Here is a 17,932-nt window from a genome sequence, read left to right on the forward strand (position 1 = left end):
TGACACCGAAAAAATACGGTGTACTGGCAGCCTAATCAAGGTGTTTTATATGTGTCTCATATTGCTAGGTCAGTCTATTGAACTGGAACGGTGACGCTGGTTTTTATGATGTCATCATGGAATTTGCATCATCCACTCTGAGACCCACTCTTCGATTTCGTGCTGTGACAGGACATAATCAGTTGCTCCGCGTGATAATGCCTCCGCTAGACAATCATTTTCTTCGTTTGTGACGATCAGGACATCGATTGCCGAGTCACGCTGTTGTTTCCATTGTTCCAACTGCTGAAAATCGTCTTCGGCGATTTGATCCAATGAAAGAATGGCTAGCTGTAGCTGGGCCGTTCGCTCGTCTTCGAGTGAAATGATCTCAAATTCATACTTCGGATGTTCAGACATCGTACGTGTACGCATCTCATCCAGAAATTGACGATCGCCCCGAATATAAACGGGTACCTTAGCAATTGACATCGTCTCAGAAAAGGCAACGACACGATTCCGACCTTTTCGCTTCGCTTGATACAGGGCTTCATCAGCTTCTGCAGTCATCTGAGCAAGGGTCGTATGTGATGCCGAGTACGATAATCCAATCGAAACCGTCACTTTTAATCCGTTTGCAAAAATATGGCGTTCAACTCGTTCACGTACTTTATCCATGTTCGCGACTGCGTGTGAGATCGTCTCTGCAGAAAACAACAGCATGAATTCCTCTCCACCAAACCGAATGAATTCATCATCAAGCCGGACTGCCTGCTGAACGAGTGTAGCGAGTTCCGTGAGTACGAGATCTCCTGTCGGATGCCCATGTAAATCATTGATTCGTTTGAAATGGTCCAAATCAAAGATTGCCATCCCAAATGTCCGGTGTTCTTGCTCTAATCGAGCAATGCGTCGATCAAACGCACTTTGAAGATATTTCCGATTATAGGCACCAGTCAACTCATCGACGAGAATCGTTGATGAGACGACCCGTAACTTACGAAGGAGCCGTGCCAGTCGAACATGCCGCTCTTCATTCTTGACCGATTCGTCCCAGTAGTCGTCCGCGCCAGCCTCGTAACTCGCTTGGCGTATTTCCGGACGATTTGGACCAACGACGATGACCGGCACGAATGATGACTCCATCTGCTTCATTAATTCCTTTAACAACGCTGGTGACTCTTCAATACATGTCTGATCGATGATGACCGCGTCGATCGCCACATCATGAGAAATCGCCAAGACATCTTCGATTGAACCGAAAAAGCGCGACATATACCGTGCCTGCTCAAGCGATTTTTTCCATTTGACGTTTTCAAGGAAACGCCGTGTGATCGTTACGATCAATTCCTTGCGGATTCGATTCGCCCGTGACCGTTCTGATAATTGATCAACGATCGGTTGTAATAATATTTTTACCACTTCTTGCGAAATCGATGGTTCCGTTTGTTCCCATGCTGGTTTTTCGCGTTTGACTTGATCGGCAAGCCCTTTAAAGAGCGTGTCCTTCCCAAGCCCCTCCATCCAACTGGCCAGTGCTAACAATTCTGCTTGCGGTACACGTGGCATCCGTAATAACGTCTCGACCATGATGATCGTTTGTTGCAGCTGTTTTTCTGTACGTTGTCGATTCAGTTCCATGAAATCCCCTCTCTTTCCATACATTCGAGTCCTCGGTCCACTCGAATAAAGAGAAAGCGAGGGAATTCCCCCGCTTTATCCGTTCACGCTTTTAAGTTCGGACGAACCATATCTGCTGGTACGATCCATTGATCATATTGTGCTTCTGTTAGTAAACCAGTCGCTAGTGCCGCTTCTTTTAATGTCGAACCGGACTGGTGTGCTGCTTTTGCGATTTTCGCCGCATTCTCATATCCGATATGCGGGTTGAGTGCAGTGACGAGCATCAGCGAACGTTCGACGTTCTCAGCGATGACGGACTGTTCTGGTTCGATTCCGATCGCACAATGGTCGTTAAACGAGTGTAGGGCATCTGTCAACAGACGGACAGACTGGATGAAGTTATACATGATGACCGGTTTAAAGACGTTCAGTTCGAAGTTTCCTTGACTTGCAGCAAAACCGATCGTCGCATCATTTCCGAGGACTTGCGCTGCGACCATCGTCAACGCTTCGCTTTGTGTCGGATTGACTTTCCCCGGCATGATCGAGCTACCCGGTTCGTTTTCCGGAATCGTGATTTCACCGATTCCAGCTCGTGGACCTGATGCGAGCCAGCGGACGTCGTTTGCAATCTTCATCGCGTCCATCGCTAATGCTTTAACGGCACCATGTGTGAAGACAAGTTGATCGTGGCTCGTTAGAGCGTGGAATTTGTTTTCCGCACTCGTGAATGCATACCCCGTCTCTTCACTCATCTTCTTCGCTGCCAAATCACCGAACTCCGGATGCGCATTGATCCCCGTACCAACTGCCGTACCCCCGATTGCTAGTTCCGTTAATGGATCAAGCGTCCGTTCGATCATTTGCTTCGAAAGCGCAAGCATCCGGACCCAACCGCTGATTTCTTGACCGAGTGTGATTGGAGTCGCATCTTGCAAGTGTGTCCGTCCGATCTTAACGATATCCGCAAAGGCGTTTGCTTTTTCGTCAAGTGTCACATGCAGGGCATCAATCGCTGGGAAAAGTGATTCCAATAAGACTGTTTTTGCCGCTAAATGCATCGCTGTCGGATATGTATCATTTGAACTTTGTGATTTATTGACGTCATCATTCGGATGAATCGTCGTTTCACTGCCTTGTTCTTTCAACTTGCGTGTCGCGACCCGAGCGATCACTTCGTTGACGTTCATATTAGACTGTGTACCTGAACCCGTTTGCCAAACGACAAGCGGAAACTCATCATCAAATTTCCCTGCAATGATTTCGTCACAGACTTCAGCGATGACACCCGCTTTTTCTGCCTCAAGCACCCCTAAGTCGCGGTTCGCAAGCGCCGCTCCTTTTTTCAGTACGGCAAAGGCACGGATGACTTCAATCGGCATTTTTTCCGTTCCGATCTTAAAGTTTTCCAGACTACGTTGTGTTTGTGCGCCCCATTCCTGCGCTTCCGGCACACGAATTTCCCCCATCGTGTCACGTTCTACACGGTATTCCATAAACAAATTCCCCCTTTTGATTACTTCTCCTCTAGTTTAACGCAAAAGCAGACAGAATGGGAATGAGAGAGACAGTTTTGGGGAATAGTTTATTATCGAAAAAAGGAGTGAAGATTTCATGTGGTTGATTAATTTGATGATTGTCCTACTCTTAATTCTGGCAAACGGAATTTTTGCGATGACCGAACTCGCCTTGCTGTCCTCTAAACGGTCGAAACTTGAAAGAGCAGCAGCCGATGGTAAAAAATCAGCAACCGTCGCCTTAGAGCTGCTCGATCGACCGACCGATCTGTTATCGACCGTCCAAGTCGGTATTACGTTGATCGGGATCGTCAATGGTGCCTTCGGTGGTGCTGCCTTATCTGGTCCCGTCATCAACTGGCTCGCTCAATTCGGATGGCTCGCTCCTTATGCTAGCACGATTGGTTACATCCTCGTGGTGACGATCATCACCTATATTTCGCTCGTCATCGGCGAACTTGTTCCTAAACGGATCGCCCTTGTCAGTCCAGAGCGTGTGACCATGTGGCTCGCCACACCGATGCGCTTTTTTTCGATTTTACTTCGTCCCTTCATCTGGATTCTAAGTAAATCGACGAGTTCGATTTTCCGCCTGATTGGCCTTGATCGCCTGCAAACGGAAGATGAAACGGAAGATGAGGTACGTCAACTCTTGATTCGTGGAACGCAGGAAGGAACATTCGATCGTACAGAAGCCGAACAAGTATCCCGTGTCTTTGATTTCCATGATTTATACGCCTATGAACTGATGGAGCCTCGCACCGTTACGGAATGGATTGATTTAGCAGACTCGCCGGAAACGATCCTACAAGAACTGCGTATGGCTCGCCATCGTAACTTACCCGTCGGTCACGGCGATTTGGATCACTTTATCGGATTCATTGATGCGAAAGAAGTGTTATCGATGGAATTCCCTATCCAGGAACTAGAGCGCTTGATTCAATCGCCATTGATTGTCCCCCGTCAGTTGAAGGCGACGGTTTTACTAGAGAGGATGCGTAAAGAGACCGTATCGATTGCTTTTGTCCTAGATGAATACGGTGGTTTTTTAGGCATGATCACGCTGTTCGATATTCTTGAAGCGTTCGTCGGGGAAATTTCAAGTGTCGAAGAGGAACCTGAGCTTGTCATGCGAAAAGACGGATCATTTTTAGCGGACGGTCTGTTGCACATCGATGATTTAAAACGGACGTTAGGATATAGTGACGACTTACCGGGAGAACAGTTAAACGCCTATCATACGGTAGCCGGCTTAATCCTGTACACACTCGGAGATGTACCGACACGCGGTAGCTCCATTCAAATCGGACCTTACCGGTTTGAAGTCGTCGATTTAGATGGACGACGGGTCGATCAAATCCTCATCGAACGAATTGATGAGAAACAAACACCCCTACCTTGATGGAGGGGTGTTTCGTTCGTGCTCATACTTCATACAACCGAAGTGCCTCACGGGCAACCCGGTCCGCTTTATTTTCGGATCGTGGGATCCACTTCACGAACGCAAGCGGTAATAGCTGATAACGTTCGAAGGCAGGTTCAAAAATCGTCTGTGTCCGTTTATTCTTGACGAATTCTCGCTCTACCGCAAGCGCCACTGCTTCAGAATCGGTTCGAAACGATATGACACTCTCCCCCTGCAAGATCAGTTCATGTGCCCATTCGACCGCTTTCGCAAAAGCGATGAACTCCGCCTCATGATTGTTGATGGCTTGAATTTGGTACATCTTCTCCGTTACGATACCTTCAGAATTTTTACTAAATAGTCCGACTGCTGCTTCGTCGTTCGAAGGACGGACCGTCCCGTCAAAATATAGTTCAACCATGCTCGATTGCCGCCTCGATTCCTTTTCGAATTGCTTGTTCATCCAGTCCTTTACCGATAAAGACGAGCGTCGTCTTCGGTCGTTCACTGAAGGGTTCTCGGATTGCCGTTCCATAAATCATACCGGTTCCTTGCAAAATGACTTTTCGGTCCGTGTCTGAGAAATGGATAATCCCTTTATACCGATAGAGATCTTCTGCATAGGCTTCTAACACTTCCCGTAATACCATTGCGAATCGATTTCGGTTCAAGGGTCGTTCTTCAACGATTGTCAATGCCGTGAAGTCCTCAACCGATTGATGGATCTGATCGGTTTGCTGACTGAGCCGGACTTGTTCTTCTTTCGGAAAATGGAACGTCTCAAACAATTTCTCAGGATCGACATTTCCTTGCTCCGCCTCAAGAATTGCTGCCGAGGGGTTCCGTTCACGTAAACATGCATGCAGTGTCTCTCGGTCTGATGCATTGATCAAATCAATTTTGTTCAAGAGAAGAACATCGGCGAACCCGATTTGTTTGACGTTCTCTTGAAACGACAGTTGTCGTTCTAAATGATAGGCATCCACGACCGTCACGACGCTTGAGATTTGATAGAACTGTTCGACTGCCGGTTCAAAATAAAAAGTCTGCAGAATCGGTCCCGGATCTGCGACACCGGTCGTCTCAATCAATAAGCGGTCGAATACGAGTTCACCATCACGTCGCCGTTTAGCGATTCGAAGTAACGCATCGCGTAAGTCTCCCCGAATCGAACAACAGATACATCCATTCGTCAATTCAATCATTTCTTCGTCACTGCGTTCAATTAATGCTTCATCAATATGGACAGATCCGACTTCGTTGACGAGTAAGGCAAACTTTTCAGTTGGTTGCGATACGAGTCGATTGAGTAAGGTTGTTTTACCGGCACCTAAAAAGCCGGTGATGACCGTCGTCCGTATTTTATCTTGCATGATTTCACTCCTTAACGCCCTTGCTGTTGACGCCATTTTTCTTTTCGTGCATCGAGTAGATCGATGGCATGCAGGTACCATGCCTCAGTCGTTTGCGGTGTAACGCTTGATCCCCATTCCCGTTTACCATGATGCGACAAGACCATGTGCATAAGACGATGATAGTCGGCACGCGGCAATCGGATATCCTCTTCCCGAAGTGTTTGTTCAAGTACAAAACAGCCGTATGGCATATGTCCCATCAGTACGCCGTCTGGGTCAAGCGCGATGCCCGCCACTTCTTCCTCTTCTTCCTTCACTTGTAGCAATCTAGAAAATCGATTTGCAGATGCCCCTGCATGTGTGTACTCCCATAACTTTCCGATGTCATGCAAGAGTATACCGAGCAATAACTCGTCTGCACTCGGAAGTTTCTCAAGTAGCGCAATTCCTTTTGCCGCCTGATACAGGGCATCAAAACTCTCATCCCATGAAAACTGTCGAATCTCCCGCTCACTTGCTTGAAACAATTCGTTTTTATGATCCGCTTCCGCTTCCTGAATACACTTCAACAAAGTCAAGTAGGGCTGATCACTCTCGCAAATGCCATGACCAATCGTCATCATACACGCTGTATGTTTCAGTAAACCACCGATGTAGGCATGATGGTGAAACAATGCTGCCGGTCGCGTTGAAAAATCGGACCAATAATTCTTTAACACAGCACACGCGATGTCCTTATAAGGAGAAGCAAGTCGATGGACCAACCCAATCAGTTGATCACGATATGCCTCAAGCGATTCGTTTGCCGGTAGTTGTGGAAGGAACTGTGTTGGAGATGCATCATGGACCGGCGTGACACGCTGAACTGTCAAGGATTTGTTGCCGGACTGTGGTGGATATTCCTCGACTTTTGCTTCCACTCGAACGATCCGGGTTTCCAGATAGGGATGCATCGCCTCTTCTGCCGTCCCTTGATTGATCCATTGTTTCCCTTTACATGATCCGCCCGTCGAATTAAAAGTGAATTGTAACCATTCTCGTCCGGTCTGGCTCGTCCGAATTTCCGCAGCCGCAACGAGTAAGGTTTCCTCGATTCGTTCCCCGGGAACATGTTCTTCCATCGAAAAGCCTCCAGAAGAATCCGAGAATCCGATTGCAAAATCCTCCCCTTCATACACAGGGAACGTTACGTCCGGAAGTGCTTTGAATAATTGAATCACATCATCTCACTCCTTTTTTCGTCTCTCATATCATAGCAGACACGATTTCATCACGACTACTATCAAACATATATTGTAAGCGTTTTCTAAATGAATTATGATGAAACGGAAAGGCTATCTACACGCTCAAAGGAGGAGATACGATGATTCGACCACTGACTCACATGTATCGTGAGGCAATTTTGACACTTGATCAATACGATGCCTCTAACGTCATAACAAGAGAGCAAGTCCGTCACGCCGTTCAAACGTTTGATCCGTATCAGACGACAACGACACTCGCATTCAATCAATTACTAATGCATGAATTACGTCATGCTTGTCATGATGTTCAAGAACAAGGACTAAGCCTGCAGGATACGCAAACAGAATTACTCGTTCTCTCAGCGTTCCAAAGTGATGCCGGTTATCTGCCGGAAGAGATACAAGAAATGTCACCAGCAGCAATCAAACGACATCTGTCTTCCATCGATGCTTCCTTCACCCGCTTATTACGTCAATTATTTTTACATCAGTCGCAACCAGACATCCTCTGTCAGCGATTCTTAACGATTTTCGCTGGTGCGGTCGCTTCAAAATGTCATACACGCGCCAAACGTTTAAAAGAAGCGACACTCGTTCTTCCATAACGACATAAAAAAATCCTGACTCAGATGAGTCAGGATTTTTCATTTCAACGACCTGGCATTCCAGCTCCTTGATTGGTTTTGTATGAAAATGCGGCGTTCCGCTTCGTCATATTCTATAATCATCATCCCAAACTATTCACATCCTGTCAATTCTTTTCTAAAAAAAGTGGACCGATTTTCGATTGAAAATCAGTCCGAATGGAAGAGTGAATAATTACCATGGCAATGCTTGATTTCATCATACAATGCAATGGAAGCGTTTACAACCCTTTTCCGTTAAATTTTTTCAAGAAAATGTTCATGTGCTAATGGTAAGTGGATGACCTCGATCCCACTTTGTCGCATTAAGTTCAATCCATCACCATATTCATACCCCGTTGAGTAGACGACACGCTTAATTTTGGAAGCAATGAGTGCTAAACTGCAGGCATGACACGGACTATGTGTGACATAGGCTGTTGCATGCCGGGCGCTTGTCGAATCGGCAGCCAGCTTTCCTAGCGCATTGATTTCTGCGTGAATTTCATGTTGTTTGGACCACTCGTGGTGTTCTTCTTGATTATCGCACCGGTAAAAACGGACGCCTTCTTTTTCGATCATGTCTTCGACCGTTTGGTGGTCCAAACGGGACGTATAAAGAATTCCATCCTGCTTTAAGTAAATTTCATTACAGTTTACATGCTGACTTGGTGTTCCGTTGATTCCGATCGAGATTGGTTTTTCATCTTTAACGATGACACAGGCAACGGATTTCGATGCGCATTTCGAATGTCGATCCGCCATCATTCGTGCAAACAGTAACCATGTCGTATCCCATTTCAACTGCTTTTCCTCTGTATTCAATCAGCACACCTCTCTTTCAATGAAGGAAAGGAACACGAAAGATCGTGTTCCTTAGTATGGTCGATTCGGTAACTCTCGGTTTTTTGAAGCGACTTCGATGACTTTTTGTTTCAACTCATTTTCCATCCGCTCGAGTTCATGCTCAGCGTCCCGGCGTTTTTGTTTTCCGTCCTGTTGAATCCGCAATGTTTCGTCCAGCGTCTCAATCAGGTTTTGGTGTGCGACTTTCAAGGACTCGACGGAGACGATCCCTTTTTCGTTTTCTTCAGCGATTTCAATGGATGATTCTTTTAGAAGCTTCGAATTTTGTTCTAACAACTGATTCGTCGTATTGGTGACATCTTTTTGCATCTCGAGCGCTGATTTTTGACGGGACAAACTCAGTGAGAGAACGACCTGGTTCTTCCAAAGTGGAATCGTATTGACGACGGCTGATTCAATCTTCTCTGCTAGGATTTGATTATTTTGTTGAATGACACGGATTTGTGGCGCCATCTGCAGGCTGATCGTTCGCGACAATTTTAAATCATGGATTTTCTTTTCAAAACGATCCGTCAACTGAATGAGGTCATTCAATTCCTGCAACTTCGTCTGATCTTTTGAAATCTCGACTTCTGTCCGTAGCGGTTCGATTTCATGTTGGCGAACGTGAGCAATTTTCGTCTCACCTGCTGCAATATACAGATTCAGTTCTTCGAAATAACGCTTATTCTTTTGATACATTTGATCAAGTAACGTAATATCCTTCATCAAGCCGAATTTTGAGCGGTCCAGATTGTGCACGACTTCTTCTAGATAAGCACTCATTTTTTCATACTGCAGGAAGTACGTTTCTGCCTTTTTCTTTGCACGACCGATGACCGGTACATTTGACCAGAAACTCTTTTTTTCCTGTAATGTATCTGGATCCATCTGGCGAACGCGTTGCATTAAATCGCTCAAGAGTTTTCCTGCGTCTCCCCCATCCTTCATCTTGACCTCGCTCAACACTTGGTCAGAAAATTGAGAGAGCTCACGTTGGACGGGCGCACCAAACTGCATGACGGCATCGGTCTTTTGAAGATCAATGACTTGAAGCAGCCGTTCAATCTTTTGCCGTTGCTCTGCCGGAACATCTGATGGAATCATTTCCTCCACCGGACGGACCGGCATTTTCGGTTGTGCCTGTGTCTCCGCTATGTTCAAATCAACGGAAGGATCAGAAATGGTGGGCTGATCCTGCTCATCTGGCCATTGTTGCCATGTTTCTTTATCAGAATGGGTCATGTCGATAACTCTCCTCCTGTTTTCGTTGTTCAGTCTCTTGGGTCAATACCTTCTCAATCGTCAAGAGCTCCCGTTCTAAATCAACGGTATCTCCTTCAAGCAACAATGTCTGTTGTTGCTTCAATTTTTGACCGATCATTTTCAGGTTTGAAATCAACTGATTTTTCGTATCCAGTTGCACCTGTGCACCTCTTCGTTCCAAGTCGGCATACTTTTCAGAAATCGATAATAAAGAATCGAGATAAAAGGTGAAGAAGTCTCGGACTTTTTTAACGTCACGCGGCGATTCATACAGTTCCTCGAATAAGACGTGCGCTTCTCGTGAAACGATACGCATTTCGCCTCGAATTTCGCCATCTCGGATGGAAGGTACGATTTGATCGTAGGTCTGGATTTTGGCAAACCCTTCTTCAATCGTTCGTTGTAACACTTGCAACTCGAGATCATCTGTTTCTTCGAAGCGACGTGTCGCCCGTTCTGGTTTTAAAATGACACTACCGACAAAATCCTCTTCATCATCAAGAAGAAGTTTTTTCTTCACATTTTTTCGCTTGATTTCAGTCGACTTCCGTTCAGTCCGGTAACGTCGGCCCGGCTTTGTCCGGTAACCGCTCCAGATGAACCATAATCCAAGAGCAATGAAGATTCCTGAGAAGTTAAATGTATCGGCTAGTTGTAGAAATACGAACATCAATCCGATGGAACCGAATATCCACCACGAAGACTTCATGTCATCCCCTCTTCCTTCTGATTTGCTTCTGTTATCATCTACGTATCTTTATTTTAACATTACGTGTGGTCTAACAAAAAGTTTCCCGTTTTTACGAAATGTTATGCCTCGTCTAATTATATTTCACCATACTTTTTAAATCATGACATCCGGCTGAAGAAGGAGCTTGCCATTGATTTTCTGCATGAGAGAGTGCTAAACGCCTAGCAATGAACGTGATTTGTACTGCCGCTCATCTGAAACTGCCATTCTTTATTTCGAAGTGTGCAAAAAAAATGCAATCTTTCTCGTCAGAGAAAAATTGCACTTTGACTTCTGTCTGAGATTCATAGCATCTGCTACCTGACTGACAGTTCTTGATTTAGCCGAACAGCGGCCAAACTAGAATGATGAGAATCGCGACCGGACTGAGATAACAAACACAAATTCGCCAGACCGGGACGATTTTTTTCATGAAGGGACTCGTAACCAATTCTTGTTCAATCAGGGCACGATCGAGTTTATACCCAGCAAAAATCGAAATCAATAGGGCACCGATCGGCATAAAGATATTAGAGACGAGGAAATCGGCACCGTCGAAAAATGTTTTACCCATGAACTGAACATCACTGAGAACTCCGAACGAAAGCGCAGACGGAATTCCGACGACTGCAATCGCAAGTGTTGCTAACCAAGTCGTCCGTTTTTTATCCTGCATCGTTGCCTTGTCCTTTCGATCCGTCAATGATGCAACGACGACTTCAAGCATTGCAATCGATGAAGTGACCGATGCGAAGGCAAAGAGGAGGAAGAACAACGTCAGGAAAACGGAACCAAACTGAATTTGACTGAATACTGTCGGCAGAACGATGAACAATAAAGCCGGACCTTCCGCCGGATCAAGACCAGAAGCAAAAACAGCCGGGAAGATTGCAAATCCCGCGAGAAGAGACACGGCGACATTCATCGTCACGATCCATCCAGCAGATCGATTGATTTCACCACGTTCCTTCATGTAAGAGGCATACGTCAGCATAGCTGATACACCGAGCGAGAGTGAGAAGAATGCCTGACCTAGCGCGCTCAGGACAGATGTCCGGTTCAAGACAGAAAAGTCTGGCTGAATGAAGAACTTGACACCCTCCATTGCCCCATCCAGCGTCAAAGACCGAATGACAAGCACGATAAAGCAGAGGAATAATAACGGCATCATGATTTTACTCATTTTTTCAATGCCCGATTGCACACCGCGTAACACAATCCAGCAGGTCAAAGCCAGAAAAATAAGCTGACCGGAAATCACATAAAGAGGAGATGCTGAAATCGTACCGAAAAGTTCACCTAGGGCACTGCTGTCCATCGTCGTCAATCGACCGCTAAAACCGAGAATGGTATAGATCAATACCCATCCACCGATGACGCTATAGAAAGAGAGCAACAAGAAACAGGCAATTACGCCTAGCACACCGATGAAGGTGAACTTCTTATGACCTAGCGCAGAGAACGCACGAAGCGCTGTCTTTCCACTTGTCCGACCAATCAAGAACTCGGCGATGAGAACCGGTAGACCGAGAAGTAATGTAAAGATGAGAAATAAGAGTAAAAAGGCTCCTCCCCCGTTCGTCCCCGTCGTATACGGGAATTTCCAAATGGCCCCCAGACCAATGGCAGATCCCGCTGCTGCTAAAATAAATCCAACTTTTGAAGCCCATGCGTTTCCTTTCATGGTGCTCCACCTCCTTTTCAAAATACTTTTTCATTGTACAGAAAGAATGATTGAAAGTCATCCTTTATCAAATATTTTCTTTAAAGCGTCAAAGCATAACCGCATATACGCAGTAATTCGAAGGATAAAAAAAGAGAACATCGCATCACAACGATGTTCTCACTTCATGATTTTCAGACTTTTGACATCCCACTATACATGCGAAGATATTCAGGCAGTACTTTGACAGTGACCGGTGTATGAATCGCTTTTTCCCCATCGGTGTCGAGCACCTTTGCTTCTTTCGTCTTTAGTTGAAAGCCACTTGTCAAGATGTGCGTAAACGATGGTTCGTTCGCTAACCCGATTTTCTGAAGAATGACATCGCGAATCGTCGTCAGATTCACTTCATCAACGATTACAAGATCAAGCTTTCCGTCATTGTAGGCACCGTCTGATAAATTGGTCTCGATGCCGCCAAGGGATTCACCATTTGCTGCGAGAATCAAGACAGCTTCACCTGTCATGTGCCGTCCTTCCTCTAGTATCAATTCATATTCGAATGGTTTGGTTTCCAGACTGGATCGAATCGTCGAAAGGTAGTATCCCATCTTTCCGAGACGCGCCTTTTCTTCCGTATCAATCCCAATCGACGCTTCGGCGATAAGACCGACACCAAGAAAGTTTAAAAAGTAACTATCTTCGACTTGGCCCAAATCGACGTGGACGACCTGTTGCATCGCAATCGCTTCTGCTGCCAGTCTCGGTGCCATCGGTAGTCCAAGGGTTCTCGCGAAATCATTACATGTACCACCAGGAATGATTCCAAGGATAGGGCGTTGTTCGAGTTTCGCGATGCCATTGATCGTCTCAAAGACGGTTCCATCTCCGCCGATGACGACGACTGCATCAAAGGACGAGGAGGCTTCGGCAAACGCCATGGCATCCCCAGCCTGTTTTGTGTTCTTGATGACGATTTCATCAAATCGGGAACTTAACGGTTCAATGACTTCTCCGAGTAGACCAGTACCATTCGTTCCGGCAGTCGGGTTACTGATGAGTAGAAGTTTCATTGAATGATGCCTTCTTTCTTCAAGTAATCTTGCGCAACTTCATTTGCTGTCTTTCCACCATATGCGACCTCTTCATTCATTTTCGACATCTCTTCATCGGAGATTTTACCCGCTAATTGTTCCAAGGCTTGTTTTACTTCTGGGTACTCGTCGATTGTTTCTTGACGAAGCAGTGGTGCTCCTTCATAAGGTGGAAACAGTTGCTGGTCATCCTTCAGCACGACCATATCGTATTTTGCAATTTCAGGATCCGTCGAATAGGCATCAATGACATCGATTTCACCCGATTCAATGGCTTTGTAGCGTAACTTCGGTTCCATCGTAACAACCTTTTGGAAATTGACGCCGTATTTATCTTGAATGCCTTTATATCCATCCTGACGATCCTTGAATTCAAGTGTAAAACCAGCAGTCAATTGATTCGCAACCTGCTTTAAATCAGAAATCGTCTGTAAATCATATCGCTCGGCCAACTTACGCGGTACGGCAACAGCATATGTGTTGTTGTAATTCATTGGAGGTAATAGTGCTAGGTCTTGTTTCTCAAGTCCTGTCTTGGCTTGCTCATACACTTCCTTCGCATCGTTTGACTTCGGTTTTTCATTCGTCAAACTTGCAAGGACGGTTCCTGTGAACTCTGGATAGGCATCGATATCTCCCGATTGTAATGCTTTATAAACGAATGTCGTTTTGCCAAAATTCGGTTTGACTTGAACATTTAAATCCGTTTCGTCTTCAATGACGATTTTATACATATTCATCAGAATCTCGGGTTCGACACCGAGTTTTCCGGCTACAACGAGATCTGGTCGTTCCGTTCGTCCGAATGCGAATGGTGCCGCAACGATGGTCACCATCAGGACGATTGCTGTAACGAGACGTGCTGTTTGCCGCTTACGTGTCGCCACTTCTGTTTGACGCAATAGACCGTCAAACAATAGGGCAAGCAACGCAGCAGGAATCGCTCCTAGCAGGAGTAAATAGTTATCATTACGATCGATACCAAGAAGGATGATCGACCCCAGTCCGCCTGCCCCAATCAAGGCGGCAATCGTTGCCGTACCGATGATTAAGACCATTGCGGTTCGAATCCCGGCCATCATGACTGGTAAAGCAAGCGGCAACTCCACTTTCCATAAACTCTGCATCGGTGTCATCCCGCAGGCACGCGCCGCTTCCTTGATGGATGGATCGACTTCCGCAAGACCCGTGTACGTATTACGGACGATTGGCAACAATGAATACAGGACGAGAGCGATAATCGAAGGAAGGGTTCCAATTCCGACGAGTGGAATCATCAAACCGAGTAAGGCAAGGGAAGGAATCGTTTGGATGACGGATGTCACGCCGATGGACCATTCACTCAGTCGTTTATTTCTTGATAAATAAATGCCGAGCGGAATCGCGATGGCACATGCAATCAGTAAGGAAATGACCGATAGTTGAATATGTTCAATCAAAGCTTGTAGCAATTCACTTTTTCGATCTTGATATGTCTCAATCAATCCATTCATTCAATACTCCCCCTTACTTGACGCATGAATTCTTGTACGAACGCATCTTCGCTCGCGAGTACTTCCTCCTTCGTCCCGATAAACGCGATCTCACCATCATTCATGAGACAGATTCGACTTCCGAGCTTTAAGGCTTCATTCATATCGTGAGTAACGAACAGTATCGTCTTTCCCAGTTCTTCATTCAAGTGTAACAAGTCATTTTGTAACTGTTCGCGAGAAATTGGATCCAAGGCTGAAAAGGGCTCATCCATCAAGATGACATCCTGTTCAGCGGCAAGAGCACGCATGACGCCGACGCGCTGTTGTTGCCCACCCGATAGTTCACTCGGATATTTTTTCTTCAGCGAGGCGTTCAAGCCGGTCAAGCGGAACAGTTCATCAACCCGTTTTGATACTTTTGCCTTATCCCACTTCAACAGTTCTGGTACGACACTGACATTTTCCTCAATCGTCATATGTGGAAAAAGAGCAATTTGTTGGAGGACGTAACCAATCCGTCGGCGCAGCTCATGTTCATTGATCGACATGATCGGTTCTCCATCAATCCAGATTTGACCCTCTGTATGATCGATCAGCCGGTTGACCATCTTCATCGTCGTCGTTTTCCCGCACCCAGAAGGTCCAATCAGGCAGAATATCTCGCCTTGTTCCACTGTGAAGTTGACATGTTGTACCGCCTGCGTTCCATCTTCATAGGTCTTGCCAACATCTTTGAATTCAATCACACGACATCCCTCGTTTCCCCTTTTATTATCTTTGTAAAATTCCCCTTTATCGTTCATTCTAAAACCTTTTCATCCAAATCCTTCCCCTGTTTTTCTAATTCAAAAATGCGTTAAAACAAAAAAACGCTGGATTTCCATCCAGCGCTCTCAGGTACTTCACTTAGTTATACGACTATTGTCACTCGAACGTCACCGTCACCTGGCGACGTCCCCACTCCAGTGCTTCTTGTTTCGATCCTACTAACAGATCCATGATCTTACCGCGGATGGCACCCCCGGTATCCAGGGCGATCGCATCTCCGAATCCTTCCACGTGAAGCTTCGTTCCAAGTGGTACGACAGATGGGTCTACAGCGACGATCCGCCGACCTTCGTATGTAATCGTGTTCGTGACATCATATCCGGATGCTGTCAACGCACGACCATTATACAATTGACTGCCGTTATTTTCAGGATTCGTCGTGTATGCCGTCGTTTCAAATGTTTCCACTCGTTTTGACGACCGACTTGCCTGTTTTACAGATTGCGTTTTCTCTGTCGTTTGACGTTCGTTCTTTTTTGCTTCAGCTTTTGCTTTTGCTAATTTCTCAGCTTTTGCTTGTAAACGTGCTTCTTGTGCTGCTTCTTTTTTCGCACGTTGTAGAGCTTCTGCGCGTAAGCGAGCCTGCTTCTTTTCTTGTGCTTGCTTCCGTTTCAACTGAATCGCCTGGCGTTTCATCTCGAGCGGATTTTGGACAATCGTTTTTTCTGTTCCGATACCAATCTGTGCCGCAGATGCTTCGTGATGCGGCATCAGCATAAATATGAATCCCGTTAGACAAAGGGATAATAAGAATGAAGTTCGTTTCATGATGTTGCCAACCTTTCTTGCCGTTTTACGACCCGGACAACGTAGCACGGGGCGTATCCGTTTGAAAAGCGAACACCATCAATTGAAATATATCTGTCAAAAAGTAACGAAATGGTTACACGCTTACATAAAACGCTCTCATCCGTTGGGGCGCAACGGTTTCAGTTTTTGTAACCATTCTGTTACGTTTATTCTTTTGTTACTCTTTTGTAATAAATATATGTTTTCGGTGTTTTCAGTTTCTTTCACTGTTCAGACATTGTTTTTATTCCCAATCCACTTATCCTTATGCACCGCACTGAATGAACATAAAAGCACACCGGTTAGACCGATGTGCTTTTCTTACGTTATTTTGATTTTCGTTCCAACAATTCGATTTCTGACTTTAATAACACTTGTTTTTCAAACTCCAAGCCAAGCGCTTCAAAGTTTTTCGTATGGGAAACGTCGCCAACGACCGTATTCGTTAATACGGCAGTCACTTCCGCTACCCAGCCTTCTTTTGTTTTGACCATATCGCCCACGATATAATCGAATAATTCTTCTGTTTCTTCCATCTGACTCATCTCCTGACACGTTCAATTACATTCAATCATATAAAATAACTACCGAAAAAGCTAGTCGCGCGTCAGTTGGGATAAGAACTGACGCAGGATTTTTGCTGTTAATCCCCAGATCAGATAATCACCATGCTCATAAAAGTGTTCCGTGACCGTATAGGTTCGGTCAAGATATGCTTCTCGGTTTGCCATTCGATCCGTCGGCACTTCTTTTCCCGGGCGAATGCGCCATTCCATATCTCCTTTAATGGGGGAAGAATCCATTAATTCTCGTAAAGCAACAAAAAAGACGTGATCGACTTCTGCAACAGACGGTTCAAAGTCCGTCGTATGCAAAATCCCCAGGTATGGATAGATAATGGAACGATTAGGCGTTACGAGCGGATCGAGCGTTCCGATAAGTTCGATATCGGAAGAGGTGACATTCAATTCTTCGATCGTCTCACGCACAGCCGCCGCCTTTGGCGTTTCACCACCATCAATGCGACCTCCCGGAAACGCGATTTCACCCGGTTGAGACCGTAATGTCTTCGCTCGTACTTGAAATAATAAATAGACTTCTCCGTCCTGTTCGACTAACGGTACGAGCACTGCTGCCGCGTGACGCGGTAATCGCTCTTCAGAATTGCTATATCGCTGTCGGATATCCGCTAAATTCACACGTGTCATCGCCCTTCTTGTGCAACATGATGATATGCCTCTTCCAAATGACGCATCCGTACAATCAGGTCAGCATTTTTTGCGATGCGATCCGATAAAATCGAACCTGCTACAGTTTTATAATAGGCGTTCAGTGCATGCCGCTTTGAGAGGTGTGCCTCATTTTGACGAATGTATTCCTTGAAGTTGGCAATCAATCGTTCCGTCGTAAAAAGTTGTTCGTTCACAGGTTTCATCCTTTCACACGTCCAGCGTGTCGTCGATAGTTTAATGGTAACGAGTTTTGGCTAAGATGT

General features: G+C 45.7%; 18 protein-coding genes. 2 read left to right on the forward strand and 16 right to left on the reverse strand.

Annotation, left to right across the window (positions count from 1 at the left end; translation table 11 throughout):
- Positions 1–114: 114 nt before the first annotated feature.
- Together ACRPK8_RS03185 and fumC are read right to left on the reverse strand one after the other, a co-directional pair.
- Positions 115–1,620: a diguanylate cyclase gene (locus tag ACRPK8_RS03185; protein WP_432236901.1), complete on the reverse strand. Its 1,506-nt coding sequence runs from the start codon at positions 1,618–1,620 to the stop codon at positions 115–117.
- A gap of 83 nt (positions 1,621–1,703) precedes the next feature.
- The gene (fumC, locus tag ACRPK8_RS03190; protein ID WP_432236902.1) at positions 1,704–3,098 is read right to left on the reverse strand and encodes a class II fumarate hydratase; all 1,395 of its coding nucleotides are present in this window, start codon (positions 3,096–3,098) and stop codon (positions 1,704–1,706) included.
- Between the two features lie 118 nt (positions 3,099–3,216).
- Between fumC and ACRPK8_RS03195 the strand changes: the two genes are divergently transcribed.
- Positions 3,217–4,521 carry a hemolysin family protein gene (locus ACRPK8_RS03195; RefSeq protein ID WP_432236903.1) on the forward strand — a complete coding sequence of 435 codons (1,305 nt, stop codon included), beginning with the start codon at positions 3,217–3,219 and terminating at the stop codon, positions 4,519–4,521.
- 22 nt (positions 4,522–4,543) lie between these two features.
- On the opposite strand, the gene ACRPK8_RS03200 is transcribed toward ACRPK8_RS03195, so the two are convergent.
- Genes ACRPK8_RS03200 through ACRPK8_RS03210 form a run of 3 tightly spaced genes read right to left on the reverse strand, consistent with a single transcriptional unit; the run spans position 4,544 to position 7,099 of the window.
- A complete protein-coding gene (locus ACRPK8_RS03200) occupies positions 4,544–4,945 on the reverse strand; it encodes a reverse transcriptase-like protein (RefSeq protein WP_432236904.1) in 402 nt (133 codons plus the stop codon).
- Positions 4,938–5,897: a CobW family GTP-binding protein gene (locus ACRPK8_RS03205; protein ID WP_432236905.1), complete on the reverse strand. Its 960-nt coding sequence runs from the start codon at positions 5,895–5,897 to the stop codon at positions 4,938–4,940. Before ACRPK8_RS03205 ends, ACRPK8_RS03200 begins: the two co-directional genes overlap by 8 nt.
- An 11-nt stretch (positions 5,898–5,908) precedes the next feature.
- Entirely contained in the window at positions 5,909–7,099 is a 1,191-nt protein-coding gene (locus ACRPK8_RS03210; RefSeq protein ID WP_432236906.1) for an HD domain-containing protein, read from the reverse strand.
- 143 nt (positions 7,100–7,242) lie between these two features.
- On the opposite strand from ACRPK8_RS03210, the gene ACRPK8_RS03215 reads away from it, so the two are divergent.
- Positions 7,243–7,728 (forward strand): hypothetical protein, encoded by a 486-nt coding sequence (locus tag ACRPK8_RS03215; protein WP_432236907.1) that lies wholly within the window; start codon positions 7,243–7,245, stop codon positions 7,726–7,728.
- Between the two features lie 276 nt (positions 7,729–8,004).
- On the opposite strand, the gene ACRPK8_RS03220 is transcribed toward ACRPK8_RS03215, so the two are convergent.
- From ACRPK8_RS03220 to yvfG, 11 genes are all read right to left on the reverse strand, one after another.
- Complete coding sequence (locus tag ACRPK8_RS03220; protein WP_432237132.1) at positions 8,005–8,514, reverse strand: deoxycytidylate deaminase; 510 nt, start codon at positions 8,512–8,514, stop codon at positions 8,005–8,007.
- A 108-nt stretch (positions 8,515–8,622) separates the two neighbouring features.
- The gene (locus ACRPK8_RS03225) at positions 8,623–9,837 is read right to left on the reverse strand and encodes a toxic anion resistance protein (protein WP_432236908.1); all 1,215 of its coding nucleotides are present in this window, start codon (positions 9,835–9,837) and stop codon (positions 8,623–8,625) included.
- A complete protein-coding gene (locus tag ACRPK8_RS03230) occupies positions 9,824–10,567 on the reverse strand; it encodes a 5-bromo-4-chloroindolyl phosphate hydrolysis family protein (protein WP_432236909.1) in 744 nt (247 codons plus the stop codon). The genes ACRPK8_RS03225 and ACRPK8_RS03230 overlap by 14 nt, the downstream gene beginning before the upstream one ends.
- Before the next feature lie 361 nt (positions 10,568–10,928).
- Positions 10,929–12,272 carry a sodium-dependent transporter gene (locus ACRPK8_RS03235; RefSeq protein ID WP_432236910.1) on the reverse strand — a complete coding sequence of 448 codons (1,344 nt, stop codon included), beginning with the start codon at positions 12,270–12,272 and terminating at the stop codon, positions 10,929–10,931.
- Positions 12,273–12,445: 173 nt separating this feature from the next.
- The gene (locus ACRPK8_RS03240) at positions 12,446–13,324 is read right to left on the reverse strand and encodes a diacylglycerol/lipid kinase family protein (RefSeq protein ID WP_432236911.1); all 879 of its coding nucleotides are present in this window, start codon (positions 13,322–13,324) and stop codon (positions 12,446–12,448) included.
- Positions 13,321–14,838, reverse strand: a complete 1,518-nt coding sequence (locus ACRPK8_RS03245) for an ABC transporter permease/substrate-binding protein (protein ID WP_432236912.1) — start codon at positions 14,836–14,838, stop codon at positions 13,321–13,323. Before ACRPK8_RS03245 ends, ACRPK8_RS03240 begins: the two co-directional genes overlap by 4 nt.
- Positions 14,835–15,566: an ABC transporter ATP-binding protein gene (locus tag ACRPK8_RS03250; RefSeq protein ID WP_432236913.1), complete on the reverse strand. Its 732-nt coding sequence runs from the start codon at positions 15,564–15,566 to the stop codon at positions 14,835–14,837. The genes ACRPK8_RS03245 and ACRPK8_RS03250 overlap by 4 nt, the downstream gene beginning before the upstream one ends.
- 178 nt (positions 15,567–15,744) lie before the next feature.
- Positions 15,745–16,416 carry a 3D domain-containing protein gene (locus ACRPK8_RS03255; protein WP_432236914.1) on the reverse strand — a complete coding sequence of 224 codons (672 nt, stop codon included), beginning with the start codon at positions 16,414–16,416 and terminating at the stop codon, positions 15,745–15,747.
- Positions 16,417–16,763: 347 nt separating this feature from the next.
- Positions 16,764–16,973, reverse strand: coding sequence for a hypothetical protein (locus ACRPK8_RS03260; RefSeq protein ID WP_432236915.1), 210 nt, complete (start codon positions 16,971–16,973; stop codon positions 16,764–16,766).
- Positions 16,974–17,033: 60 nt separating this feature from the next.
- Positions 17,034–17,645 carry an NUDIX hydrolase gene (locus ACRPK8_RS03265; protein ID WP_432236916.1) on the reverse strand — a complete coding sequence of 204 codons (612 nt, stop codon included), beginning with the start codon at positions 17,643–17,645 and terminating at the stop codon, positions 17,034–17,036.
- Entirely contained in the window at positions 17,642–17,863 is a 222-nt protein-coding gene (gene yvfG, locus ACRPK8_RS03270; protein ID WP_432236917.1) for a protein YvfG, read from the reverse strand. Before yvfG ends, ACRPK8_RS03265 begins: the two co-directional genes overlap by 4 nt.
- Between the last annotated feature and the right edge of the window lie 69 nt (positions 17,864–17,932).

It is taken from the genome of Exiguobacterium sp. TDN 0502 (genome assembly GCF_050846835.1).
In the GTDB taxonomy this organism is placed as follows: domain Bacteria; phylum Bacillota; class Bacilli; order Exiguobacteriales; family Exiguobacteriaceae; genus Exiguobacterium_A.